Consider the following 25,875-nt stretch of genomic DNA (forward strand, 5'->3'; position numbering starts at 1 on the left):
CTTTTCCGTTTTTTCATCATTTATTCAACACAAATCGAATCCATATGGTAATGAATAACATTGACGACTCGATCCCTGTCCACACGCTCCGGATCAAGCAACGCATGTATAGCAATACCATCAATCAAAGCGTATAACCGCTCCGTTTCAAGAATGAGATCGAGATTATCTCTTAATACCCCCGCCATGTTCATATAATTGAGCATTTTTTCGAATGCCTCATATAGACCGTCATCCAGCACTTCAAACGAATCCTTCCGATGCTTCACAAACGCAACAAACGCAAACCACACTTCCATTTCCATACGCGTTTCCTTATTAATTGGCACAACTTCAAGAAGCGTTGCAATAACCATCTCCTTTGGTGGTAAATCACGCTTCAAAATTTCTTGAATGCGTGCTGTTGCGTTATCTTTTACGAGCGTCATTGCATAGACGAGCAACTCATCTTGGTTTTGAAAATAATGGCGCAGTGCTCCTAATGAGAGCCCTGCCTCTTCCGCAATATTTCGTACAGTCGCTCCTTCCATCCCTTTATCCAAAATGACCTGCCACATTGCCTCTGCAATACGCTTTCTTCTTTCTTCATGATCTACAATTTTAGGCATACGCTTAGTTTAATCCATGAAAAAACATTTAGCAATTAAACAATACGCTTGTATTAAATAAAGATATTGTGCTAGTATAGAACTAAATAATACAGATGTATTAAAAAGGGGGATTTACCTATGAATTTCATTGCATGGACAATTATCGCGTGTGAAATCGGTTTTTGGATTGTTATCTTACTTGGACTTATCACACGGTATATTTTTAAACGCGAACGGCTCGGATTTTTCTTCCTGGCTTTGACGCCAATTATCGATTTAATTTTACTTATCGTCACAGCAACTGATTTGTACAACGGAGCAACTGCAACCCAGGTCCATGCCGTTGCGGCTGTTTACCTTGGGGCATCCATCGTTTTCGGGAAAAGCATGATCCGCTGGGCAGATGAACGCTTTGTTTATTATATTCAGAAACAGGGACCAAAACCGGTAAGGAAAACTGGCTTTGCGCATGCTCGTCATTCCATGAAAGGTTCCCTTCAACATGTGCTTGCTTACATCATTGGTGCTGCATTCCTAGCGGCCATGATTTACTTCATCGATGACCCGACAAGAACAGAAGCATTATCCGGAATGTTAAAAGTATGGGCACTCGTCCTCGGCATCGACCTTGTCATCTCTCTTTCTTATTTCATTTGGCCACGACCTGAGAAAGTCTAATTTATCTATTGAAAAAAGGCTAGCAAGCACGCTATAAGCGATACTTGCTAGCCTTTTCAAATTATTTATATGCCATCGTTGCACGAATGGCTTTTTGCCAGCCGCCATAAATTTCTTCGCGTACTTCTTGCTCCATCTCAGGCTCGAACTGTTTGTCAAGATGCCAATGCTTCGCAATTTCAGAGCGATCCTTCCAAAATCCAACAGCCAAACCTGCCAAATAAGCTGCACCTAACGCCGTTGTTTCACTAATAACTGGGCGTTCTACTGGCACATTCAATAGGTCACTTTGGAACTGCATTAAGAAATTATTTGCAACTGCGCCGCCATCCACACGCAATGCTTTCAACGAAATCCCTGAATCTGCTTCCATCGCATCCAGCACGTCTTTTGTCTGATAAGCAAGTGATTCCAACGTAGCACGAACGAAATGTTCCTTCGATGTACCTCTCGTTAATCCAAAAACAGCTCCTCTTACATCACTGTCCCAATAAGGGGCACCTAGTCCAACAAATGCCGGTACAACGTAAACACCTTCTGTTGACTCTACACGATCAGCATAGCGTTCACTTTCTGATGAATCTCTGAACATCCGTAACCCGTCACGAAGCCACTGAATCGCTGACCCTGCTACAAAAATACTGCCCTCAAGTGCATACTCTACCTTGCCGTCAATTCCCCATGCGAGAGTCGTCAACAGGCCATGCTCAGATTTAACCGCTTTTTCGCCTGTATTCATCAGCATAAAGCAACCTGTTCCGTATGTGTTTTTCACCATGCCACTATCGAAACACGCTTGACCAAATAATGCCGCCTGCTGATCGCCCGCCATTCCCGCAAGTGGAGCCGCGTGACCAAAGAATAAATCCGTATCTGTATGTCCATAGATTTCTGATGAAGGGCGGACCTCGGGAAGCATCGATGCTGGTACATCTAACATATCTAGCAATTCCTGATCCCATTGCAAGTCGTAAATGTTGTACATCAGTGTTCTCGAAGCATTGGAATAATCCGTCACATGCGTTTTACCGCCGGATAGTTTCCAAACTAACCATGTATCAATTGTGCCAAATAGCAGATCACCGCGCTCCGCTCTCTCTCTTGCACCTTCCACATTGTCCAAAATCCATTTAACCTTGGTGCCTGAAAAATAAGCGTCAATGAGCAAGCCCGTCTTATCACGAACCATATCAGAGTGGCCCTGCGCTTTTAATTCTTCACAAATGTCGGCCGTTTGGCGTGATTGCCAAACGATAGCGTTATAAACGGGATCACCTGTATGTTTATCCCAAACAACAGCTGTTTCACGTTGGTTCGTGATCCCAATTCCAGCAATTTGACTGGCATCGATATTCTTCTTTTCAGACAGCACGCCTGCCATAACAGCTAAAACCGAACTCCAGATTTCATCTGCTCGATGCTCAACCCACCCTGATTGTGGGAAATACTGCGTAAATTCCTGTTGAGAAGTATGAAAGATTTCACCCTTTTGATCAAATAAAATAGCCCGTGTGCTCGTCGTCCCTTGGTCAAGTGCCAATATATATTTTTCAGTCATATTGTTCTCCCCCTATATAAGTTTTAGCATTATGCGCCTTTCGCAACTCTTTGCTTTACAACTACTGCCGCTTCTTTTTTAAGCGTAAATTGTGCACCTAATAGTACCGCCAACACAACAGCTCCAACTACCCAAAACGCAACACTATTAACACCTGTAAAAAATTGTTGATAGAACAACGCACCAAACGCACCGCCAAGAATTGGTCCTACGATAGGTACCCATGCATAACTCCAGTCCGATGATCCTTTACCCTCAATCGGTAAGAAGAAGTGAGCAATCCTTGGTCCTAAATCACGTGCTGGATTAATCGCATAGCCAGTTGTTCCGCCCAGTGACATACCAATCGCAACAATAAGTGCACCAACAATTAACGGGTTTAATCCTTCTGTGAACTCATTCGCACCAATCATCAAAAGACCTAATAGCAAGACAAACGTACCAATCATTTCACTTGTTAAATTGGATAACGGATGACGGACTGCAGGTGATGTCGCAAATACTGCTAGTTTGGCTCCTTGGTCCTCTGTCTTGCCCCAATGCGGTAGGTATTGGAAATAAATGATTATGGCTCCCAAAATAGCCCCCGTCATCTGTGCAAATATATAATTTGGTACATCAGCCCATGGGAATTCTCCGATAGATGCCAATCCAATTGTAACCGCTGGGTTCAAATGAGCTCCACTGAAGTTTCCGACTGCGTAAACACCCATCGTCACAGCAAGCCCCCATCCAAGTGTAATGACTATCCAGCCAGCACCCTCAGCCTTCGAATCTTTCATTAACACTCCGCCGACTACACCCGCTCCAAAGATGATTAAAATCATTGTACCAATTAATTCCCCTAAAAATGGTGTCATTTCGTCTTCCCCCTTTAATTTTTGTAAGCGGTTACGTGTGGAAGCATAAAAAATCCACATTTAATCACCCGCTTTGTGCGGAATGAATAAATGTGGACCTCAATGCTCAACCACTGTTTATTAACCTATCCATAGTCTAGTAAAGATTCAAACTATTGTCAACACTTTTCAGAAATTAAAATTAATATTTGGATTGGCTGTCTTTCAAAAACGCTCTCCAAAGCTGCTGATTAGATGTTGTCACAGCTTTTGCACCTGCATCCAATGCTGCATGAACATGCTCTTCTGATCTGATTAATCCACCACTTATAATGGGAATTCCCGTTCTTTCATGCACTTCACTAATAATTTGTGGAATCACGCCTGGCAAAATTTCAATATAATCCGGCTTCGTCCGTTCAATAAGCGAATAACTTTTTTCCAAAGCAATCGTATCCAATAAAAACATCCGTTGAATCGCAATAATCCCTTTGCTCTTCGCTTTCATAATCATATTGGACCGAGTTGAGATAATACCTGCAGGACGAATATCATTACACAGAAACTCTGCGGCAAAATCATCTGTTTTTAACCCTTGAATTAAATCCGCATGAATAATAATCTTTTTACAATAGCGATTTGCTTCGTTTTTTATTGTTTTCAGATTGCTAATATGCACTTCCAGCAAGACAATATACTCATACGGACTATTCAGTAATGATTCGAGCTGCTTCAAATTGCGTAAAGCCGGTAAAATTTTTTGTTCACGAAAAGGCATTGCGTTTCCCCTCTCCCTCCGAACCTTATTATACCTCGACCGCAGTCGTCGCACACACGATTTCCCGCTGTAATTCCTCCGCATAACGCTTCTGTTGATCCTTTGTCCAGCCGAAAATCGTCGCCATTTCTGCCATGACTTGCTCTTTCCATTCCATAACAGTGACGATATCGAATAATAAAGCCCCCGTCCTTCTGATAAAGAAATCAGTTGGTTTAACGGCCATTTCATGGTGAATGGCATACATCAGCTGCGCATATAAAACAGGCGGTAACGACGTATCGTTGCCCTCCAAATAACCAAACACCGTATCCACATTAGACCCATACATCCTCGCTAATTTGAGGCCTTGCTGTTCATTCAACCCTAAACGTTGCGCTTGTTTATTCTTGGCATATAAAAATTGTTGCAATCTTGAGGAACCGCCAACATCTCCACCAGAAACCGGGGTATTTTTAGTGACACATGGACCGAATTGCTGATTGCCGTCCGCAGCTAGTTTTTCAACAACCATACCCACAACAGTTTCCGCCATTTTACGATACCCCGTCAATTTCCCACCCGCAATAGTAATTAAACCCGAATCCGATTGCCAAATCTCGTCTTTCCGAGAAATTTCGGAAGGGTTTTTACCTTCTTCGTGAATAAGAGGACGAATCCCTGCCCAGCCTGACTCGATATCTTTTTCAGTAATGTGTAAGTCAGGGAACATATAGTGAATGGCCCCCATGATATACGCACGATCCTCAGTCGTAATCTTGATCGTCGCACGGCTCTCATCGTAAAATGTGTCCGTTGTCCCTACATACGTTTTGCCATCCCGCGGAATCGCAAACACCATCCGTTTGTCGGGCGTATCGAAATAGACTGCCTGCTGTAATGGAAATGTAGATTGGTCAAATACCAGGTGAACTCCTTTGGATAAAATCAAGTGCTTTTCACTCTTCGAACCATCAATTTCCCGTACATCATCTACCCATGGCCCTGCCGCATTGACAACTTTTTTTGCACGAACAGACACCATCTTATCCGTCAGCATATCCTGAATATCAGCACCGATTACTTGCTTGCTTTCATTGTAAATAAACTGTGCTGCCTTAGCGTAGTTCGTCACAACCGCTCCATTTTCTACTGCCGCCTTGATGACTTCCATCGTCAAACGCGCATCATCCGTGCGATATTCCACGTAGACCCCACCTCCGAGCAAGCCATCCTTTTTGACAATTGGTACTTTACGAACAGTTTCTTCTAGCGACAGCATTGTTCTTCTTTCCTGTTTCTTAACACCCGCTAAAAAGTCATACACACGCAATCCAAATGATGTCGATAGCTTGCCGAATGTGCCCCCTTTATGAAACGGTAATAGCATCCATTCAGGCGTCGTTACATGGGGACCGTTTTCGTATACAATCGCACGCTCTTTGCCGAGCTCTGCCACTTCCTTAATTTCAAACTGCTTTAAATAACGTAATCCCCCGTGTACCAATTTAGTGGAACGACTCGAAGTACCCGATGCAAAATCCTGCATCTCCACAAGCGCTACCTTCAAACCGCGTGTTACCGCGTCTAAAGCGATACCTGCCCCCGTAATTCCCCCTCCAATAACGAGTAAATCGAATGGCTCACCTGCCATTTTGTCAAACGTAGATTGTCTCTCCAATGCTGAAAATGTACCCATAATAATCTTCTCCCTTTGCTGTTTTCTATGATAAAAAAAGAGACCTGAACGTACATCACTGCATATTTGCAATAATGTCGTCAGGTCTCTCATGAACTCAAACCATATCTATTAACTTGATTTCAGTCTATCATATGGCAGTGATTTTGAAAACCCTCAAGCCTTTTCCGCTTATAAAAACAGAAAATTTCATATACAAGGTTGTTATTTTGAACGTAGTATAATAAGATAACTCTAAACCAACTAAACTAATAGGAATTATTAATATTGATGAAGAAAGGAGTAACGCATTATGGCAGAAATGATTGCAGTTTCAGGGATAACCAAAACATTTTTCACAGGTGGCGTACCATCTCGCGTGCTTGATGATGTTTCTTTCACCATTCAAAAAGGGGAAATTGTCACATTACTCGGCAAAAGTGGTTGTGGAAAAAGTACGCTACTGCATATGGTCGGTGGATTTACCAAGGCCGACGAAGGACAAGTATTACTTGACGGGCAACACGTACAGCGCCCCACAAAAAGATGCGTCATGTTATTTCAACAACGCAACTTACTTCCGTGGCGGTCTGTGTTGAAAAATGTTGAGCTCGGTCTTGAAGGGGAAAAGTTGCCGGCGGACGAAAAAGAGGAACGGGTCCTAGATGCTTTGGAGCTCGTCGGACTTGAACAGCATCTGCATAAGTTCCCCCACGAACTCTCAGGGGGGATGCAACAACGGGTAGCCATTGCGCGTGCTTTTGCCATGCAGCCAGACGTCATTTTAATGGATGAACCTTTCGCAGCACTTGATACATTTAGCCGCTATCGTTTACAAGATGAACTCGTTCGCATTCAATCGCAAAAGAAAACGACGATTTTACTGGTCACACATGATATTGATGAGGCCGTGTATGTATCCGATCGAGTTCTCATTATGAGCTCCCACCCAGGAAAAATTTATAAAGAAATGAAAATCACACAAACAAAACCACGTGATCGAAGTCATGGCGACTTCCATTACTTCCGCAAGAAAATTTTAGATGAATTCGAACTAAGCGGCGTACCAAACACGTCCGAATACTCGATTTAAGAGGAGGAACAACAATGAAAAAATGGACTGCACTACTTGTTATATGCGCAATGCTCCTGACAACCGCTTGCTCGAAACCTACCGAAAAAGCGACTGGTGATAAACCGACTATTAAAATTGGATATTTGCCGATTACACACGCTGGGCCACTTTACATGGATGCCTATTTTCAAGAGGATTACACAATTGAATTGGTGAAGTTTGGGTCATGGCCTGATTTAATGGATGCACTCAATACAGGGCGGATTGACGGGGCATCTGCACTCATTGAATTAGCAATGAAAGCGAAAGAACAAGGGATTGATTTGAAAGCCGTGGCACTTGGTCATAAAGATGGTAATGTACTAATTTCTTCACACGACATCGATGCCACAGCAGATTTACAAGGGAAAACATATGCCATTCCCCATAAATTTTCATCCCATAATATTTTATTAAATGAAATGCTAAAAAAAGATGGTATGACCTATGAGGATGTCAATGTAGTCGAAATGGCACCCGCTGAAATGCCGGCTGCACTCTCAGAAAATCGAATCGCTGGTTACATTGTTGCCGAACCTTTCGGGGCGCAAGCTGTCGTACTGAACAAGGGCCAAGTACATTATCATTCAGATGAAATTTGGCCAGATTCTTATTGCTGCGTCCTTGTTATGCGTAATGATTTTATAAAGAAAAATATAGATATTACACAAAGCTTTATCAACCACTATGCGCTGGCAGGAGAGCTTGCCAATCAAAAAGATGACCTAGTCTACGAATCTTTTGGACAATTTATGAAGGTTGATAGAGAAGTGCTTGACTTGTCATTGGAGTGGATTTCTTATGATGATCTTCGCATTGAACAACCGGACTATGACAAGCTTTCCGGGTTTATGGTTGAAATGGGCTTGTCGGATCAACCACCACTATATGAAGATTTTGTAGACAATACATTTATCGAAAAAGCGAAGTGATGTAGATGAAAATCGTAAAGAAACTTATTAACTTTATAATTGGAATGATGTTGCTTGTAGCGGTTTGGCAACTCGTTATTGTTATTGGCGGCTATGAGGAAGCACTATTTCCATCGCCACAAACGGTTGGGCAAGAAATTGTTAGTATGGTGATGGATGGCTCTCTTTTTGTGCATTTACAGGTGAGTCTTGGACGGTTTGCAGCTGGCTATCTACTGGCAGTTATACCGGCTATTCTCCTTGGCATGCTACTAGGAAGAATGCCGCGTGTTTGGCAAATCGTCGACCCCGTGGCACAAGTATTACGTCCCGTATCTCCTGTGGCATGGTCTCCCTTTATCGTCCTTTGGTTCGGTATCGGTAATATGCCGGCAATCGCCATTATTTTCATCGCAGCCTTTTTCCCGGTGCTACTGACGACAGTAAATGGTGTAAAAAAAATCGATCAAGATTACTTGAAGATTGCAGAAAACATGGAGATTAAGCAGCCACAACTGATGGTTAAAATTATTTTCCCGGCTGCCTTTCCCTCCATTGTGAGTGGTCTTCACTTAGCACTCGGGACTGCATGGATTTTCCTTGTGGCAGGTGAAATGGTTGGTGCACAATCCGGTCTTGGTTATTTAATCGTCGATGCACGCAATACACTGAATCTAGCTGGTGTGCTAGCAGGTATTGTATTCATAGGGCTATGTGGATTCATCCTCGATCGGTTAATTGGTCTGTTTGAGTTGTGGGTGGGCCGTCATTGGGGAATCTCTTCTTGAAGAAGAAAAAAGGAAGCATTATGCTTCCTCCTCAAGGCTTACCGCTTGGATATCATGGACGATTTCGCCCGTTCGTTTTGAATAATAAGTAAGACCTACTTCGTCACCTGTCGTTGTATGCACCAATTTTTTGTAGCAGTGATCTAAATGCTCACTTCCCCAGATGATTAGTGCATGGAAGACATGCTCTAAATCTTTCCCACTTTCGGTAAGTGTGTACTGATAACGAGGTGGATGACTGGAATAGAGTTCTGATGTTACAAGCCCTTGCGCTTCTAATAGTTTTAAGCGTTCGGATAATAGATTCGCAGAAATACCATCTAGTCCCTTCTTGATTTCATTAAATGTTGTCTGCCCGATAAGGATTTCATGAATGACAAGCAGTGTCCAGCGATCTCCAATAATATTGAGTGACTGGGCGATATTACAGGGTAAATCGTATTTTATTTTCACAACAAGCATCCTCTCAAAGAAATATAATTTTAATTATACATTAAATTTAGACTATTAGGGTTGCTTTTTTTAACTTAGTATAATAAGATAATCCATAAGTTATACAATACAGATTGGAAAGGTTGGTTTTAACAATAGGATTATTTTTAGTTGAATCATCTTTAAGCAGTATCGTAAGCACAAAGCAAGAGGCTGACCAAAAGGCAGCTGAGCTCCAAACAAAACTTGGAGAAAAAGAAGCTTCACTGATTGAACTACAAGTATCAAAAGATTTTTCACGCTCGTTCTTCATTATCGAAGCAACTGACAAAGAGATTGCATCTAGTGTGCTACAAGAGGCTGGCATTACAATCGAGCTGATCAAAGACGTTCGTCTTGTTGGCGACGAGTTAGAAAAAGTAAAACAACAAAAAGACGTCGTCAATTATTTAGTGGAGTGGAACCTGCCAGAAGACTTAACAATGGATCAGTATCTTGCTCGCAAAAAGAAAAATTCTGTTCATTACGAAGAAGTACCTGAAGTGGCGTTTGCTAGAACGTATGTCTGTGAAGATATGTCTAAATGTCTATGCTTCTACGATGCACCTGACGAAGCAGCTGTCAAACGCGCACGCGAAGCGGTAAAAACGCCAATCGATTCCATTACAGAAATTTTAGGCTAACAATAAAAGGCGGAGGTGGTATCCATGAACAACAGCATAGTAAACAAAAAAGAAGTGCTCGATACATTAATCAAACAAGAATTGAAGCCATACGTGAAACAGATTGATGTGGACGCTTTTTATGCGGAAACGTTTTTACGTAAACTCGGTGAATCGGGGCTCTTTTCTTCTGTTGGCCGTACGAAAAATGAAGTTCTGTTAGATGAACTCTCTATCGTATCGACAACGGCAAAAACATGTATGACGACTGCTTTTTGTTTATGGTGCCACTTAGCCGCTTTAACGTATGTCCGAAACACGAAAAATGAACAGTTGCGCGCGGAACTGCTAGGGCAACTCGAAAATGGTAGCTTACTCGGCGGAACAGGACTTTCCAACCCGATGAAATTTTATGTCGGGCTTGAAAATCTGCATTTAAAAGCGGAACGAGTCGATGGCGGCTATAGTATCTCAGGCGTGCTCCCTTCAATTTCAAATTTAGGGTCTGATCATGCATTTGGAGTGATTGCTGGCTTAAATGATGATGAGCGCATTATGTGTTTTGTCTCCTGTGATTCAGAAGGTTTGTCACTTAAAGAGCGCAATGATTATCTTGGACTAAATGGCAGTGCCACGTACGCATGCGTCTTTAAACAAGTATTTGTTCCCGATAGCCGTATCATTTCCGAAGATGCTGACGCCTTTGTACAAAAAGTACGCCCAGTATTTATGGCTTATCAGATTCCTCTTGGTCTCGGGGTAACCGCGGCATCCATTCAATCGATTGAAAAAGTATGCCAAAAACAAAATGGCTGCAACCAATTTCTCCAAACCCAGCCTACTAAACTGAAAGAAGCCAATGAGGCCTATGAAAAAAGATTAGTCGCCCTACTTGAATCTGATGATTGGGACTGGAAAGCAATTGCAAAAGTCAGATTGGACTCTGCTTACTTAACGCTTGAGGCCGTCCAAGCCGCTATGCTACATCACGGCAGTGCTGCCTATCTCAATACGAGCGCGCCTGCAAGAAGATTACGGGAAGCTTATTTTTATGCTAATTTAACACCGACGATTAAGCATTTGGAGAAGGTACTAAGTTCATAATCACCAAAAGCCGACTTCAATCACAAGTCGGCTTTTACATGTATTCCTGCTTTATGAAACGTACTTGAACTTCCATTTGCTAGATATCGAGCCGACCGATTATTGTACAGCACGAGCTGTATTAAAAGATCGCTCTGTACCATTCCGCCGCCGCGTCCACTTCTGTCCGCGTCAACGAATGGCCGTTCATTTCCCAATGTACCTTCACTTGTGCCCCTGCAACTGTCAGCAGTTCATCCAACTCCTCCGCTTCTTGCGCTGAACACATCGGATCATTTTTCCCCGCCGCCATAAATACCGAAGCACCCGATAAATCTGGAAGGTCAATGCCCCGCCTTGGAACCATCGGGTGATGCAAAATCGCACCTTTCAATGCGCCTGCATGATGGAACAACAAGCTCGCAGCAATATTCGCTCCATTGGAATAACCAATTGCCATGATATTCGATCGGTCAAATCCGTATTTCAGAGCTGCTTCATCAAGAAATTCATTCAATTCCTTCGTCCGGAAAATTAAATCCTCCTCATCGAAAATACCTTCTGCCAATCTGCGGAAAAAGCGTGGCATCCCATTTTCAAGAACATTTCCCCGAATACTCAATACCGAAGCCGCCGGGTCAATTAAATCGGCAAGTGACAATAAATCATTTTCCGTCCCGCCCGTACCGTGAAGCATTAGCAAAACTGGCTTTGCAGCATTTGTTCCTTCTTTGAATATATGTTTCATCATTTATCACTCCATGTTTGTTTTTATCTCGAATTCAAGATAAGTTTATCAAATAGAATGTTCGTTGTCAAAAAGGTTGCTCTGCAAGGACCAGTTTCTCGATTTGCACTGCCTAACTTCCAGGTTACACTGACTATCCACTGGTTTTCACTGACTAACCTTCGGGTTACACTGACTAAATAGATTTGCACTGACTAACCTCCAGGTTGCACTGACTATCCACTAGTTTTCACTGACCAACGCCACTTTTCAGCCAAAGCTCGAACAACGCCAATATTGCCGGGCGATAACCGGTGATAACCAAGCAAGCCCCTTACTTTCCACCTGATGAATTGGCTGCCACTCATTCCCTTCACCACGCATCATGTAAATTTCATGATGTGGCGCTTGATCATGGTAGCCTGTCATATCAAACGTACCATTTCGTCGAAGAACCGCTTGCATTTCATAGTTTATTTTCGGAGCAGGTGTTAAAGGATTGCCCACTGCATGTGTTAGCAAAAATCCGGATTCTCCCTGTCCATGATCCAAACGTTTCAAAACGATTCCTTCATGCGAAGCGGTTGCTTGTTCTCGAAATCGTTTCAAACGACTATAGGCAATCGATGGCCCAACAGCTTTTGTAAATATCAACGGCGCACCGAGCTGATCATATGCCAGTTCAATATTGACACGAGTTCGAAAGCCCTCTCCTTCCACATCAAACCCTCTGCCATCTCCTTTAAAATAATGATTCCATGCAAAGCCATTTGGATTTTTCACCCATCTATCTGCCAAGAATGTCGTGTAGCGCAATTTCCATCTATCCACATTCGGACGGCGAATTCGATCTTGAATAGGCGTCAACAATTCCCGCGGCTGCGCAATCCATTTCGTCACTTCAAAAACTTCAACGGCTGCCTGTTCTTTCGATGAAGCCGGATTCAACATGCCGAAAACAGTTGAAAACAGTGACTTGCTCCTATTAAACCGATCTTCTGACTTAGCAATAGGGCGCCTCGAACGAACGGTATAGCGATAAGTTTCATCCAACGAAAAATCCCGGTCGCTGTAGAAATTCTCCTTCACCGTTTTCATATGCACGCCATTTCGAAACACTTCATATTCATCGACATCACTAATTTCCTCCCACGACAAAACGATTTGAGTCTTCGCAACAATCGTTGTCATGACGAGTGATTGAAGGGGATTATCCTTACTTTTACGTTCGGCAAACGCTGACGTTTGAACCGCGATAACATCGACCACTTCGCCATCTTCGGTGCGTTCAATCGCGTAATTATACAATTTTGCGTGCCTAAAATCACCGTCATTAAATTCGGGCACAGTCCCCTCGTAAACATGATTGCCATCTTTATAAACGTGATAAACCCCACCCACATCATTCCATGCGAATGAAATAACATCTGCCCGATGCATAACGGTTTTCATTTCAAATAACACAGTAGTCACACTCCTCATGATAAGTGTGAGGTATTTTATCCTCAACTAAACATGGAACCAAGATACATAAGGTCAAAAATTTACGCCTTTTTCCACACAGTCGCATACTTCTTTTTATATTTTGGATCCTCTTCTTGTTCAATTAAATCTAATGCAATCTTCTTTATTTCCTCATCTTTTATTTCATCATACAAATTCCGGAGACCTTGAAGAATATCATAACGAATTAATGTATAGTTCTTTTCATCCGTTCCATTTACAAACCGATCGATTAGGCTTTTTACGACTATCTCTTTTTGCTCCGCGCCCGCTAGACCAATTCTCCAAATTGCTTGTAGGGTATGTCTTGCCGTGACGAATTTTTCATCTTTTGTTACTTCCCAAATCGCCTGATAATCAGTAAGTATTCGTTTTTCCGGGTCACTGATTGCTATACGACAAAGAAATTGAGCACCTCTAGACCTTCTGTGATTATCGGAGTCTGTTAGCCACTCCCTTAATTGGTCCCAAACCTCATAAGCCCAATCCACTTCTTTACTTGTGGCTGCAACAATATTTTCAAAGGCCTCGAATTGAGCATCTTTGTCCTCTGCCTCTAAATTTTTAAAATAAGATTGAGTGATTTTATCCATGTTATGACGCCATCTCCTAACTAAGTTTTTGGTAATGTTTCTGAAACAATGCTAAATTACTTTAGAAGCAGACTCTGTTTTTATTTCTCGTACAGGTGCCCCAATTATTGTATAGACAATCCCACCAAAAATCAGAAAGATTCCAACCGTTTGTAAAATAGAAGGATGGAAATCTAAAATAATTGTATCAAGTAGGATGGCAACAACCGGGTCGACAAACACTAAAGCAGAAATGACGACTGTCGTTAATTTTCGAAGACTATTGAAAAACAAATAGTAAACAAATCCCGTATGTATTAAGCCCGTCCCAATGATGTAGAACCAATTTGAATCACTTAACCCTACGAATACAGTGAAGTTCATAAACGGGAATAACATCAAAATACCAATCGTAGTTTGAACAAATGTCATCGCGTACGCGCTTAATCCCGTAATTCCCTTCCCAATAAGCATCGTCATTGCATAGCACACAGCCGAAAGGATCGCCCAGCCAAAACCAGAACCGACGAAGTCTGTAAATGAAGAGAAGTTTTGAATACCGATAATGAAGATACTGCCTAAAAAACAAGTGATAATAGCTAGCAAGCCTGTCACCGTCATCTTCTCTTTCAAAAATAAGCTGCCTATAATTAGTACAAAAATCGGTGCTAAATTATAAAGAGTAATAGCAACCGTAATGGACATTTCTTCGAATGCTTTAAATAAAAACACCCAATTCAACACTAAGAAAACACCACAAATAATCGTTTGTATAACTTCCCGTTTTCGCCACACCTCCACTTTATGTTGACCTGCAACGACCCAACAAAGACCTAAAAAAAGTGTGGCACAAATACACCGAACAAATACTAATTCTGCCGCTGGAATCCCGGTCTTTCCTGTAAAAAATCCGATTGAACCGAAAATCGCCATCGCCAGTGTCATTTGCAACATGGGCACTCCATTCATCATCATCACCCTATACTTCTTTAATACTTTCATAATACTCTAAAAATATCATTTTTAACAAACTTATTCACTATATCCATTGCTCCCCCACATAACTCTGTTGATTCACAAATTGAACAGATAAAAAAATACCTGTCCACATTGTAGCAATGAGTGGACAGGCGTTGTTTATTGTGCGGCTGACTATTAGTTGTTCAGATCACTTTCTATTTGCTCCAGCAAAGTTGATAGTACTTTTGCGGCTTGAGCACGCGTAGAAGATTCTTTTGGAAGGAATTTATCTCCGTCTCCCTCCATTACCCCTAGTGTATGGGCTTTTTGAACATCTTTCAACGCATAATCGCCCACATTTTCTATATCGCTATAGTTCTTTTCACCTTTAACTATAACTGTTGTTTTCGTTGCGTATTCATATGCATGCACCGCCATGACCGCCATTTGTTCACGTGTGAGTTTTGCGTTTGGATTGAATTCACCATGACTAATTTCAGCTTCAAAAATAGCCTGTACCGCATCCTGTGCTAGGCTTGGTACATCGAGGGCATTCGCTAACATCTCCGTCAACTGCACATATGTTACTTCGTCTTGAGGTGCAAAGGTCGTTGTCGTTTTCCCTGCAATCACGCCGCGCTGGTACAAATCATCAACAAATGGATACGCCCAATGGCTCTCTTCGATATCTTCAAACAAAACTGATTTATGCATGCCTTTTCCACCAAATTCATAGATCGCAACCGTGCCAGATACTTCATGAGTTGCCGCTAATAGAGCATGACCTGTAGGGCTCTTGTCAGCTGAAATAAAGCGCAGACCTTCAGGCGATACATCCCCTTTAATATCCCCGCTATAATCTCTACTTGTAATAAACGTGACGAACTCAGGTTTCAATGGATTCATAAGGTCATAGACCATTATTCCACTCACTCGCTCCAAAGCGATAAATGCATACTTTTTACCATCAATTTCTCCGCTAACAACGGTTTCGGGTTCTGGACCCTTTGCAGAGCTCCTTTTGTCGTATGCGATTTCCTCGTTATCCGTGTTAAAGAACTGAGGGAGTGCTTCAGCTGTAATTTCCTCGAATTCACTTCCGCTATCAAACACAAGCTCCATTGTTTCAGCGTCAAAGATGGAGAAACTGCGTCCACCGTACGAATGGAGCGCCTCGTAAGAACCATCTGCTGTCATACCTTGCTCGAGTGTGATTTTGGTTTTCTTCATCTCATCGAATAAACCATCCGCCACTAACTGATCGAGTTCTTCTTGCGTGAACCCTTTATAATGATCTGCATTTAATTTAATCTTATCGGCGATATCCCCAATTTCAGCCTCTTCAGAATACGTTTCGTAATCCCGGGCATCACCTTCATTAGGTGTCAAAATATACGTTTTGCCGCCAGAGGTAAACGTATCAATGGCATCTGGCATGTAAAAACCTAGAAGAGGAAGATTTTCAATTGTTGTTTCATCATTACGCTTTCCATCGAGCTCGTTCCCAGGAATAGAGTGATCTTTCACCCCTAGCCCTTTCACATTAAGGATTTTTTCTGCCACGAGGTCAACTGTAGCGATGGCGTTATTTTCTTGCATCGATACATACGCTAGTTTACTATCTTCAGAAACCGCTACATATTCTGGCTCCAATTGCTGAAGGATGGTCCCTTTAGAATTCACTCGAACTTTCCCATCGATCTCCACATCTTTAAATGAAAGTGTATTTGCTGTGAAATCGCTTGGTTCTTTCGTGACATCAATGATGGAAATCGTACCTTCCGGATCAACCGCGTAATCATCACCCGGCTCTCCTTCATTTGCAACGATGGCTTTTGTCCCGTCCGGTGTAAATGTCACCATGTCGGGCAATGAACCGACTTGCACGTGCGATATGTATGCTCCCTCTTTTGTTAAAAAAACAATATAGCCTGGGTCTGTTTTCGGATTACTGACGACCGATACCGCCACTAGATCTTTTGTCGGATGAGATGCAACACTCGTAATATCTGTTACATTTTCAATACCGAAATCCGCTAAAAATACTCGTTTTAAGGCTCTTACTTTTGTAAATTCACCAGATGTTAATGCTTCAAAAGAAAGAATATCAATGCCAGATACGACGCCATTTGTGACAAAGGCACGTTTTAACGTTTCATCATAAGCCATAATTTCAGTACCACCAATACCTACTGCACTGTCATATTGACCAATTCGCGTCACCTTCAAATCATCCCCTTTATATTGAAATAAAGACGATTGTTCTGCAAATACATTATGTGGCTGACTTGCACCAAAAAGAATTCCCGCTGCCGCAATCCCTGAAATCATTTTCTTTCTCATTTTCATCTGTTTGCCTCCTAAATATAGTATCTTTCCATAAACCAATTCTAGCGGTCTATTGTTAAGCGAGTATTAATTTATTGTGTTTTTTCATAAAGAATCCATTCATTAGCAATTCATCCGTGTTGTTATGTACACGGATGAAATGCTACAATGAGTATACATATATCAAACCGTGCATATACTATTGGAAAGGAATGATGAAAGTGAGTGCTTCTACTTTGGATAAATCAAAAAAAACCGTTAACTCAGACACGTTAAAATTTCTTAAAAATAACGTATACAATATCACGGATATCACACGTCATAACAAGCTAACTGAAATGCTCGATCGTTTTTCTGAAGAAGTAACCGATGAAGTATTTATCATTCAAAATGCGAAGAATAAAAATGCAAAAGGTGCTTTTTTAGACTTAGATTATTTCGAAGAACTCCTAGCAAATAAAGAGGCTCTCGAGAATGCCCTAGATGAATTAATTGAAGAGACCGCCATACAAAGGCTAAACAGCAAGGCCACATTGTCTCTACATGATGTTTTTGACGAAGATGATATCGACTTTGACCAATTAATGAAAGAAATTGGGGACTAAAAATTGAACAATCTAGCCGAACTTACCCAATTTTTAATCGACAATTATAACGTAGAGCTAAAATTCACACCCGAAGTTAAACAAGACTTAAAAGCCATCAACAAAGGAAGTCGAACAAGTATACTAGCTCTTATTATTCGACGAGCTAAACAAGGACCACTTTTTGTGCCTGAAGGTGTTGCAAAATCATTACATGGCAATTTAAACGGCTTCGCAAAAATTAAATCGAAGTCTACTAACATCAGATGTATCTATCAACCCGTTAAATCCACCATTACAAGGATGGATATGATTGCAATCGGTCCTCGGGATAAAAGCAAAGCTTATAAATTAGCTGCCGAGCGTTTGGATGCTTTTTATTCACAGAGGCAAAACGACGAATAATAGTTTTATATCTTGCCAATTATCAAACTTATGTTATAGTTGTGATGAAAATCGAATATTTTTCGCCACTAGGGGAGTCTTTTAAAGGCTGAGACGCATATGCATATGCGGACCCTTGGAACCTGATCTGGATCATACCAGCGTAGGGAAGTGGGACTGCGCTGTTTTTTTATTGACCAAACCATCGTGGGCCGCTTCCTAAGCTATATTAGGAGGCGGCTTTTTCATTTTCAATAATAGGGATATGGGGAGTGGACAGGATGACATTTTGTGATGAAGTACGGTCGGAATGTGATGCATTATGGCAAGGGAGCTTTGACCATCCATTTATCAAAGGAGTAGCAGACGGCACTTTGCCTGTAGAAGTGTTTAAGTTTTATGTGCAACAGGATTCTTATTATTTGTCCCATTTTGCAAAAATCCAGGCGCTGGGTGCTGTGAAAGCACAGGATTTACTAACGACACAACGGTTTGCAGCACACGCAGAACGTACATGTAGTGCGGAAATGTCCTTGCATGAGTCCTTTTTCAGCATGTTAGACATAACCGAAGAAGAACGCACAGCATTCCAACCTGCGCCAACCGCTTATCAATATGTTTCCCATATGTATCGCGCAGCTCACGAGGGTGATTTAGCAGATATCCTCGCTGCATTGTTGCCATGTTACTGGTTGTATTATGAAATTGGCGAAAGACTCAAAGACGCGAAACCAAATCACCCCGTTTACGATAAGTGGATTCAAACCTACAGTTCTGAATGGTTTGAAGAGCTTGTACAAGAACAGATTGCCCGGATGAATGAACTAGCGGAAGCTGTTTCCCCAGAGAGACGCCTTCGGCTCAAAGAACATTTCCGTAAGAGCAGCTATTATGAATGGCAGTTTTGGGCAATGGCCTGGACACAGCAACAGTGGACAATTCACCCATACGAAGAGGTAGCGAACCAATGATACAAAAACTGCGTGAAGAACAACCACTTGTGCATTGCATCACCAATATCGTCGTGGCCAATTTCCAAGCGAATGGTTTGCTAGCACTCGGCGCATCTCCCATTATGGCCGATGCTGTGGAGGAGGCAGCGGAAATCGCTAGTATCTCGTCTTGTACCGTGTTAAATATCGGCACACTGAAACGGGAAACCGTCAAAGCAATGCTTCTGGCGGGGAAAAGCGCTAATCAGCATGGTAAACCTGTCGTTCTCGATCCTGTCGGGGCTGGAGCAACCGCTTTCCGCAAAGAATCTGTTTTAGGGATTTTAGATGAAGTCGATGTGACACTCATCCGATGTAATGCGGGCGAACTTGCCGCCATTGCAGGGGTAAAATGGGAGGCAAAAGGCGTCGACGCGGGTCAAGGTGACACGGATTTAGCCACACTTGCAGAGGACGTTGCACGTAGACACCACTGTATCGTTGCCGTTACCGGCGTGGTCGATATTGTCACCGATGGCAACAAAACGCTGCACATTACAGGCGGGCATCCATTGATGGCCAAAATTACAGGCAGCGGTTGCCTACTAAGTGCCATCGCAGGTGCATTCTTGGCTGTCGCGAATGAAATTTCGTTGGACGCGGTAGCGAATGCATGTATTTTTTATAAACAAGCTGGACAGCAGGCTGCTGAAAAATCCGGGGGTCCCGGCGATTTTCAAGCTCAGTTTTTGAACGCCCTTCATCAGGGAGGTGTAGCAAGATGACAGCTATCGCTTTAACTGTCGCAGGATCCGATAGTGGTGGCGGCGCAGGCATTCAAGCCGATTTGAAAACATTTCAAGAGTTGGGTGTCTTCGGGACATCGGCACTAACTGCTGTGACGGCACAAAATACACTAGGTGTACACGGGGTTTATCCAATTGAGGCAGCTGGTGTGACCGCGCAAATGCGGGCAGTGCTGGATGACTTCAACGTCGGTGCAGTGAAAACGGGCATGCTGTTTTCTGCTGACATCATCCGCGCTGTAGCAGAAATACTGAAATCTTATGATACGCCTACACTCATTATCGATCCCGTCATGATTGCTAAAGGCGGGGCTTCCCTTTTACTAGAGGAGGCCGTGGATGCATTGAAAACACAACTAATTCCACTAGCTTCTGTCATCACGCCTAATATTCCAGAGGCAGAAGTGTTAGCAGGGATGACCATTGAATCAGATGGAGATGTCGAGGAAGCCGCGCATCGCATTTTGCAATTAGGAGTGGGGGCTGTTGTCATGAAGGGCGGCCATAGACAAGATGTCGACCATGCAGAGGATTTATTTTTATCGGCAGACGGCAAACGCATCACCTTACGCTCAGAATGGATCCATACCCAAAACACACATGGCACCGGCTGTACATTTTCTGCAGCAATTACCGCACGGATTTCACAAGGGATGCCTATTACTGAAGCAGTTATCGATGCTAAACGATTTATCCAAATGGCCATTGCTGACGGTCTGATCTTGGGGACGGCAGGGCATGGACCTACCAATCATTGGGCGTACAGACAGCAAAGTGCAACAGAGTGGAAGGAGATGGTCTTCATTGATTGAGCAACAGCTACAATTGTATTTCATCATGGGAAGTGTCAATACAGGGACAGCCGATCCACTGAAAGTATTGGAGGCGGCACTGCGGGGTGGTGTAACTTGTTTTCAATTAAGAGAAAAAGGTCACGGAGCACTTATTGGAGATGAAAAACGAGCATTTGCAGAAGCTTGCCAGACACTTTGTCGGCACTATCATATCCCGTTTATCGTCAATGATGACGTGGAGTTAGCAATAGCCATTGATGCAGATGGTGTGCATGTCGGACAGGATGATGAAACAGCGGCAATCGTGAGAGAACGGATTGGAAAAGATAAGATACTAGGCGTTTCCGTGCACAATGAGTCGGAAATGTTGGTAGCAATCAAAGCTGGAGCTGATTATGTCGGAATGGGACCTGTCTATGCAACTTCATCGAAAGCAGATGCAAAACCTGTCATCGGGACGGCTTTCATTCGAAAAATGAGCAGCCTTTACCCTACTATGCCAATCGTCGGAATTGGTGGTATTACAGCAGCTAACTGTGAATCCGTCTTGAAAGCAGGTGCTTTAGGCGTCTCCATCATTTCAGCGATTGCCTTAGCTGTTGACCCGTATATTGCAGCACGTCGTTTTAAGGTTGCAATAGGCAAGGAGGTCACTTCATGATAACAACTAAAAAAATGGTCATCATGACGATGTTCGTCGCCATTGCGGTTGCCGGCTCCACATTCGTTTCATTCCCAGCAGGCATCGCACGCGCTTATCCTGTTCAGCATGCCGTCAATGTCATTGCCGCGATTATGCTTGGACCTATTCCAGCCGTCATCATTGCCTTTTTGACTGGGCTCGTTCGGATACTTACCGGTACAGGCTCACTACTCGCATTTCCAGGAGGCATGATTGGCGCTTTCCTTGCCGGTATGTTGTATAAGCAGTTCGGTAAAACATGGCTGGCGGCAGTTGGAGAAGTTATCGGGACAGGTGTTATCGCCTCACTCATTGCAGTCCCTTACGCGAAAATATTAATGGGTACTACAATGACCGCCTTCTTTTTCGTACCGCCGTTTCTTGTATCAAGTGTGAGTGGTGCTGTGCTTGGTTTAGTGCTTGTTGTACGGTTGCAGCATACGAAGGTCGGCGGTAAGATTGGTGGAATGTTGTGAGGTTTTAGGGTTATGTTGTTTAGTTCGCGGAGAACGTTGCTTAGTTCGTCGAAAATGTTATTTAGTCGGTCAAAAACATTTCCTAGTTTCTGCAAAACGTTGTCTAGCTTCCTTTTATAAATTAAATAGCCGCCTAGCTATCCAGGCGGCTATTTATTCCTCTCATAAAGTCAGACCCCGCGCCCAACTTATTTTCCAGGCAATTCCCTCAACTGCTTGCTCAACTCATAGAAAGCCCTATCCAACTCGGCATACTTCTTGTCAGCTGGCTTCATCAAACTCAACTCCCCAAGCACTGCCTGCAATTCTGTTTCCAAACGCAATCGCTCCTGTGCCGTCTCTTCTGGTTGCACCATAGCCCCACGTGCTTGCCATTCCACCAAAGTCATAGGCACTTTCCGTATCGTTCCTTTCTCAAATACCAGTAACCCGTTCGCCATCCGTTCCGTAAAATAGCGGTCATGTGAGGCAAATAGCAGTGATCCTGGAAACGACTCCAACGTCTTTTCAAGCTCTTCTCTCGATGGTAAATCTAAATGGTTCGTCGGCTCATCCAATACCAATACATCTACCCCTTCCAAGATAAACCGCATCAACTTCACCTTCACGCGCTCCCCCATACTGAGCGCAGACAGCGGCAAATCCCAATGCTCTTTCGTAAACCCAAGATTCATCAGATTGGTACGGATAATCCCCCGCTCCTGGAACGTATCCACATAAAAATATTCTGCCATTGTCAGGTCCTCGGGCAAATCTAACACACTCTGACTCAAATACCCTATTGTCATCCCCGCCGTTGTCCACAAATCCCCCTCATGCGTCTCCTCGCCAAGTATCATCCGAAAAAGCGTCGATTTTCCTGCACCATTCGCTCCAATAAGAGCAATCCGTTCACCCGCTTGCACCGTAAACGACACATCTGCAAACAATTGCTGTCCACCGAATACCTTTCGAACACCTTTTAACTCCAGTACCCGTTTCCCCTTCTTCTTGCGACCCTTGACATCAAAAGACACACCAATTTCATCTTCAGGCTTGTCGATACGGTTTTTCTCCAATTCCCCTTCTAATCGCTTCTGCTTCGAACGAATCTGCACATCGCGCTTTTTCGCCTTCATCCGAAAGTATTCCTTTCCTCCCATCACACCGGCACCTTTTTTCGTCGATTCTGCATGTGCCTTCGCCGACCAATTGCCTAATTCCTCAATCTGCTCCTCCACTTGCGCAATCTTCCGCTGCTGCTGCTCATAATGCTTTTGTTGAATCTCCCTGTCCACAGCTTTCTTATCTCTGTAATCTGAATAATTTCCTGCATATGCCGTTAATTTACCGTGCTCAATCTCAAAGACAACATCCGCCGTCCTATCAATAAAATGCCGATCATGCGACACAATCATATACGTGCGCTTACCTTCATTAATAATCCGAATCAATTCCTCCACACTATCACTGTCCAAGTGATTCGTCGGTTCATCCAACAAAACAAGCTGACTATCATCAGCAAGCGCCCCAGCAAGCCTCATCTTCATTCGCTCTCCACCACTGGCAGACAGATACTGAACTTGATCCGGCACATTCCATTTCTTTCGGTACAAATGTGTTTCTGCTCGTTCCCAATCTGCCGCCCCTTCGTCTTCCTGCTCCTGCCTAAAATACGTAACAGACGGCGCCTTTCCATGCCAACCAATCGAACCCGAAGTTGGCAACATCTCCCCTGCTAACAAAGACAACAATGTCGTCTTTCCTGCACCATTCGCCCCAACAATCGCAATACAAGCTCCCTCCGGAATATCCGCAGACACCCGATCCAAAATCACCGTTTCACCGTGTGTAATTGATAATTGATTTAACGTGCCCAAAAGCATAGTCATTCCTCCTAAATAGAGGGACAAAAAATCCCTCCGAAATAAGTATCGGAAGGATCAGTCACTATATATCCGTTTTAAAAGCTCCCTAAAAAGACCCGTTGCATACGCAATGAGCAAGGAAATGACTTAAAAATGGACAGACTAATCCTATTTTCCGTGTGAATAAAAAATTCAATTTCTCGGAATCAAAGATTAGTTATACATCGTCCACTCGTCATTCCCTTCTTAATCAATTACGCCTCGGCGTAATTGCGTCCAAATTTTGAATTGCGCAAGCGCAATTAACTCCTTTCAAAATTTGTGACATCCGCCGGAGGCTTAACTTGAATCAGCAATGAATTTCCGCTGGTTTAAGTTAAAGTTACAGATAGTATAACACACTATTCTGTTTACCAAAAATTAATTCCAAACCCTCTTCACGTCAGCCCTATCGTCCGTAATCCGCACCTGATACACATCCGGATTCGACAATGCTTGCCATCCCTTAAAACCAAACTGCTCATCGTAAAAATTTAACAACAACGCCATCAAATTCCCGTGCGTCACAAGTATAGTTCTTGAACCATCCCCCAGCTCATCAACCACATTATACACACGTGACATTGCTTCATTGGAAGACTCCCCGCCCTCATATATCAAATCTAGATCGGAAAAAGTATCCTCCAACTTCACCAACCAATCTTCTAAATCATGTGAACTTAGCACACGCTCCGTCAGCCGACTATCCACTTCCACATGCAGTTTTTTCCTTTCCGCAATCGGCCAAGCAGAGCGCCGCGCCCGCTGAAACGGACTCGAAATAATACGATCAACCTCAATCTCGTCAAAAAACTTTGCGAGCTCTTCCGCCTGTAAAATGCCTTCCGCAGTTAAATCTGCATGCGGTGGTTGACCTTCCGCTGAACAATGACGCACGATGTAGATTATCTTTTCCAATGTAACTCTACCCCCATCCGTAAATTTTCTGTCTCCCTATTCTGTTTCCCTTGCAACCTTCCACAAAACATTTAAGACTAATTATACCTCACGTATTCGTTTATTTTTTGATGTAAAAGGGAATAATATATCCATATACAACCCATACGAAAGAAGGCATATCATTATGTATGAGCGTGACACGGACCACAGACCTTACAATCCCGATAAATCCATGTGGCTTAGCTTATTTGGATCCCTCGTGATTATCACAATAGTCATTATCACAAATCTTACAATGCGTTAAATCAATGTTTCCAACCAGGTCGACATGCAATCGGCCTGGTTTAAATTTGTCCACCAAACGCTTCAATTGTTCTAACAAACATTGTTTGTTAAGCTATACCTAGACAAATAAAGGACAAAGGAGCAACAAATGACTAAAAAAATTATTTTCTTCGACATAGACGGCACCTTATATGATCACGATAAAAAACTTCCTGCCTCAACCAAAAAAGCCCTTCTCCAATTGCAGGAGAAAGGACATGAAGTAGCGATTGCCACAGGACGAGCACCATTTATGTTTGAAGACTTGCTGGAAGAGCTAGGAATCGAAACATTTGTCAGCTATAACGGACAATACGTCGTATTTAAAGGCGAGCCTATTTATAAAAATGCACTCGATGCTGAAGCACTTCTTCGCCTAACAGACGTTGCTGCTGAACGCGAGCATCCCATTGTCTACATGGACCATGAGGATATGAAAACAAACACACTGGACCATGAGCATATCTTAGCGGGTATCCAGTCGTTAAAAATCAGCCACTTCCCAGCGCATGACCCGGCATTTCACGAAGGACGCGAACTCTACCAGTCGCTACTATTTTGCCAGGATCCCGAAGATAAAGAATATGAGAAACAATTTCCCGAATTCGATTTCATCCGCTGGCACCCTTTTGCAGTTGATATCGTACCCGCCGGTGGTTCGAAAGCACGCGGAATTCAAAAAGTTATCGATAGGTTAAACATTGCACCCGAAAATATTTACGCATTCGGCGATGGTTTAAACGATGTCGAAATGCTCAAGACCGTTGCCAATAGCGTTGCAATGGGCGATGGACGGGACGAAGCAAAAAAAGCTGCTAAACACGTGACAACCAACGTAACCGACGATGGTATTTTGAATGGCTTGAAAATGGTTGGGTTATTAGACTGAACAGCAGAAAGTTCCCTACTCTAAAAACTTTAGAATAG

General features: G+C 43.0%; 27 protein-coding genes and 1 riboswitch. Of the genes, 14 read left to right on the top strand and 13 right to left on the bottom strand.

Going from position 1 to position 25,875, the window contains the following annotated elements; translation table 11 throughout:
• Positions 1–20: 20 nt before the first annotated feature.
• The gene (locus MKZ10_RS01465) at positions 21–608 is read right to left on the bottom strand and encodes a TetR/AcrR family transcriptional regulator (protein ID WP_342507224.1); all 588 of its coding nucleotides are present in this window, start codon (positions 606–608) and stop codon (positions 21–23) included.
• A gap of 120 nt (positions 609–728) precedes the next feature.
• Here MKZ10_RS01465 and MKZ10_RS01470 point away from each other — a divergent pair, with 120 nt between their 5' ends.
• Entirely contained in the window at positions 729–1,268 is a 540-nt protein-coding gene (locus MKZ10_RS01470; RefSeq protein WP_342507226.1) for a hypothetical protein, read from the top strand.
• A gap of 61 nt (positions 1,269–1,329) precedes the next feature.
• Here MKZ10_RS01470 and glpK read toward each other — a convergent pair whose 3' ends face one another.
• From glpK to MKZ10_RS01490, 4 genes are all read right to left on the bottom strand, one after another.
• Complete coding sequence (glpK, locus tag MKZ10_RS01475; protein WP_342507228.1) at positions 1,330–2,826, bottom strand: glycerol kinase GlpK; 1,497 nt, start codon at positions 2,824–2,826, stop codon at positions 1,330–1,332.
• A 29-nt stretch (positions 2,827–2,855) separates the two neighbouring features.
• A complete protein-coding gene (locus MKZ10_RS01480; protein WP_342507230.1) occupies positions 2,856–3,686 on the bottom strand; it encodes an MIP/aquaporin family protein in 831 nt (276 codons plus the stop codon).
• A 181-nt stretch (positions 3,687–3,867) separates the two neighbouring features.
• On the bottom strand, positions 3,868–4,443 hold the full coding sequence (locus MKZ10_RS01485) for a glycerol-3-phosphate responsive antiterminator (RefSeq protein WP_342507231.1): 576 nt from the start codon (positions 4,441–4,443) through the stop codon (positions 3,868–3,870).
• Between the two features lie 28 nt (positions 4,444–4,471).
• Complete coding sequence (locus tag MKZ10_RS01490) at positions 4,472–6,121, bottom strand: glycerol-3-phosphate dehydrogenase/oxidase (protein ID WP_342507233.1); 1,650 nt, start codon at positions 6,119–6,121, stop codon at positions 4,472–4,474.
• Between the two features lie 292 nt (positions 6,122–6,413).
• Between MKZ10_RS01490 and MKZ10_RS01495 the strand changes: the two genes are divergently transcribed.
• Genes MKZ10_RS01495 through MKZ10_RS01505 form a run of 3 tightly spaced genes read left to right on the top strand, consistent with a single transcriptional unit; the run spans position 6,414 to position 8,913 of the window.
• Complete coding sequence (locus MKZ10_RS01495; protein ID WP_342507235.1) at positions 6,414–7,193, top strand: ABC transporter ATP-binding protein; 780 nt, start codon at positions 6,414–6,416, stop codon at positions 7,191–7,193.
• A gap of 14 nt (positions 7,194–7,207) precedes the next feature.
• Positions 7,208–8,146, top strand: coding sequence for an ABC transporter substrate-binding protein (locus MKZ10_RS01500; protein ID WP_342507237.1), 939 nt, complete (start codon positions 7,208–7,210; stop codon positions 8,144–8,146).
• Between the two features lie 5 nt (positions 8,147–8,151).
• Positions 8,152–8,913, top strand: a complete 762-nt coding sequence (locus MKZ10_RS01505) for an ABC transporter permease (RefSeq protein WP_342507239.1) — start codon at positions 8,152–8,154, stop codon at positions 8,911–8,913.
• Between the two features lie 18 nt (positions 8,914–8,931).
• On the opposite strand, the gene MKZ10_RS01510 is transcribed toward MKZ10_RS01505, so the two are convergent.
• The gene (locus MKZ10_RS01510; protein WP_342507241.1) at positions 8,932–9,366 is read right to left on the bottom strand and encodes a helix-turn-helix domain-containing protein; all 435 of its coding nucleotides are present in this window, start codon (positions 9,364–9,366) and stop codon (positions 8,932–8,934) included.
• Positions 9,367–9,500: 134 nt separating this feature from the next.
• On the opposite strand from MKZ10_RS01510, the gene MKZ10_RS01515 reads away from it, so the two are divergent.
• On the top strand, positions 9,501–10,028 hold the full coding sequence (locus tag MKZ10_RS01515) for a DUF4242 domain-containing protein (protein ID WP_342509952.1): 528 nt from the start codon (positions 9,501–9,503) through the stop codon (positions 10,026–10,028).
• Positions 10,029–10,052: 24 nt separating this feature from the next.
• A complete protein-coding gene (locus tag MKZ10_RS01520; protein ID WP_342507243.1) occupies positions 10,053–11,111 on the top strand; it encodes an acyl-CoA dehydrogenase family protein in 1,059 nt (352 codons plus the stop codon).
• A 121-nt stretch (positions 11,112–11,232) separates the two neighbouring features.
• Here MKZ10_RS01520 and MKZ10_RS01525 read toward each other — a convergent pair whose 3' ends face one another.
• The 5 genes from MKZ10_RS01525 to MKZ10_RS01545 all read right to left on the bottom strand — a co-directional run bounded on the left by MKZ10_RS01525 (position 11,233) and on the right by MKZ10_RS01545 (position 17,201).
• Positions 11,233–11,841 (bottom strand): alpha/beta hydrolase, encoded by a 609-nt coding sequence (locus MKZ10_RS01525; protein ID WP_342507245.1) that lies wholly within the window; start codon positions 11,839–11,841, stop codon positions 11,233–11,235.
• A gap of 246 nt (positions 11,842–12,087) precedes the next feature.
• A complete protein-coding gene (locus MKZ10_RS01530) occupies positions 12,088–13,281 on the bottom strand; it encodes a DUF3238 domain-containing protein (protein WP_342507246.1) in 1,194 nt (397 codons plus the stop codon).
• A gap of 80 nt (positions 13,282–13,361) precedes the next feature.
• Entirely contained in the window at positions 13,362–13,913 is a 552-nt protein-coding gene (locus MKZ10_RS01535) for a hypothetical protein (protein ID WP_342507248.1), read from the bottom strand.
• Between the two features lie 51 nt (positions 13,914–13,964).
• Positions 13,965–14,861, bottom strand: a complete 897-nt coding sequence (locus MKZ10_RS01540) for a DMT family transporter (protein WP_342509954.1) — start codon at positions 14,859–14,861, stop codon at positions 13,965–13,967.
• A gap of 186 nt (positions 14,862–15,047) precedes the next feature.
• Positions 15,048–17,201 carry a choice-of-anchor I family protein gene (locus MKZ10_RS01545; protein ID WP_342507250.1) on the bottom strand — a complete coding sequence of 718 codons (2,154 nt, stop codon included), beginning with the start codon at positions 17,199–17,201 and terminating at the stop codon, positions 15,048–15,050.
• A gap of 200 nt (positions 17,202–17,401) precedes the next feature.
• Here MKZ10_RS01545 and MKZ10_RS01550 point away from each other — a divergent pair, with 200 nt between their 5' ends.
• The 7 genes from MKZ10_RS01550 to thiW all read left to right on the top strand — a co-directional run bounded on the left by MKZ10_RS01550 (position 17,402) and on the right by thiW (position 21,838).
• On the top strand, positions 17,402–17,785 hold the full coding sequence (locus MKZ10_RS01550; protein ID WP_342507252.1) for a hypothetical protein: 384 nt from the start codon (positions 17,402–17,404) through the stop codon (positions 17,783–17,785).
• Positions 17,786–17,788: 3 nt separating this feature from the next.
• The gene (locus MKZ10_RS01555; protein WP_342507254.1) at positions 17,789–18,169 is read left to right on the top strand and encodes a hypothetical protein; all 381 of its coding nucleotides are present in this window, start codon (positions 17,789–17,791) and stop codon (positions 18,167–18,169) included.
• Between the two features lie 60 nt (positions 18,170–18,229).
• Positions 18,230–18,335: riboswitch (TPP riboswitch) on the top strand.
• Positions 18,336–18,429: 94 nt separating this feature from the next.
• Positions 18,430–19,119 (top strand): thiaminase II, encoded by a 690-nt coding sequence (gene tenA, locus MKZ10_RS01560; RefSeq protein WP_342507255.1) that lies wholly within the window; start codon positions 18,430–18,432, stop codon positions 19,117–19,119.
• Positions 19,116–19,865: a hydroxyethylthiazole kinase gene (gene thiM, locus MKZ10_RS01565; protein ID WP_342507257.1), complete on the top strand. Its 750-nt coding sequence runs from the start codon at positions 19,116–19,118 to the stop codon at positions 19,863–19,865. Before tenA ends, thiM begins: the two co-directional genes overlap by 4 nt.
• Entirely contained in the window at positions 19,862–20,698 is an 837-nt protein-coding gene (gene thiD / locus MKZ10_RS01570; protein ID WP_342507259.1) for a bifunctional hydroxymethylpyrimidine kinase/phosphomethylpyrimidine kinase, read from the top strand. Before thiM ends, thiD begins: the two co-directional genes overlap by 4 nt.
• Complete coding sequence (gene thiE, locus MKZ10_RS01575; protein WP_342507261.1) at positions 20,691–21,341, top strand: thiamine phosphate synthase; 651 nt, start codon at positions 20,691–20,693, stop codon at positions 21,339–21,341. The genes thiD and thiE overlap by 8 nt, the downstream gene beginning before the upstream one ends.
• Entirely contained in the window at positions 21,341–21,838 is a 498-nt protein-coding gene (gene thiW, locus MKZ10_RS01580) for an energy coupling factor transporter S component ThiW (protein ID WP_342509957.1), read from the top strand. Before thiE ends, thiW begins: the two co-directional genes overlap by 1 nt.
• Positions 21,839–22,026: 188 nt before the next feature.
• On the opposite strand, the gene abc-f is transcribed toward thiW, so the two are convergent.
• Both abc-f and MKZ10_RS01590 read right to left on the bottom strand, forming a co-directional pair.
• Positions 22,027–23,709, bottom strand: a complete 1,683-nt coding sequence (abc-f, locus tag MKZ10_RS01585) for an ABC-F type ribosomal protection protein (protein WP_342507263.1) — start codon at positions 23,707–23,709, stop codon at positions 22,027–22,029.
• A gap of 396 nt (positions 23,710–24,105) precedes the next feature.
• A complete protein-coding gene (locus MKZ10_RS01590) occupies positions 24,106–24,642 on the bottom strand; it encodes a histidine phosphatase family protein (protein WP_342507266.1) in 537 nt (178 codons plus the stop codon).
• A gap of 415 nt (positions 24,643–25,057) precedes the next feature.
• On the opposite strand from MKZ10_RS01590, the gene MKZ10_RS01595 reads away from it, so the two are divergent.
• The gene (locus MKZ10_RS01595) at positions 25,058–25,837 is read left to right on the top strand and encodes a Cof-type HAD-IIB family hydrolase (RefSeq protein WP_342507268.1); all 780 of its coding nucleotides are present in this window, start codon (positions 25,058–25,060) and stop codon (positions 25,835–25,837) included.
• The last annotated feature ends 38 nt before the right edge of the window (positions 25,838–25,875 follow it).

The sequence above is a fragment of the Sporosarcina sp. FSL K6-2383 genome (assembly GCF_038618305.1).
Classification (GTDB): domain Bacteria; phylum Bacillota; class Bacilli; order Bacillales_A; family Planococcaceae; genus Sporosarcina.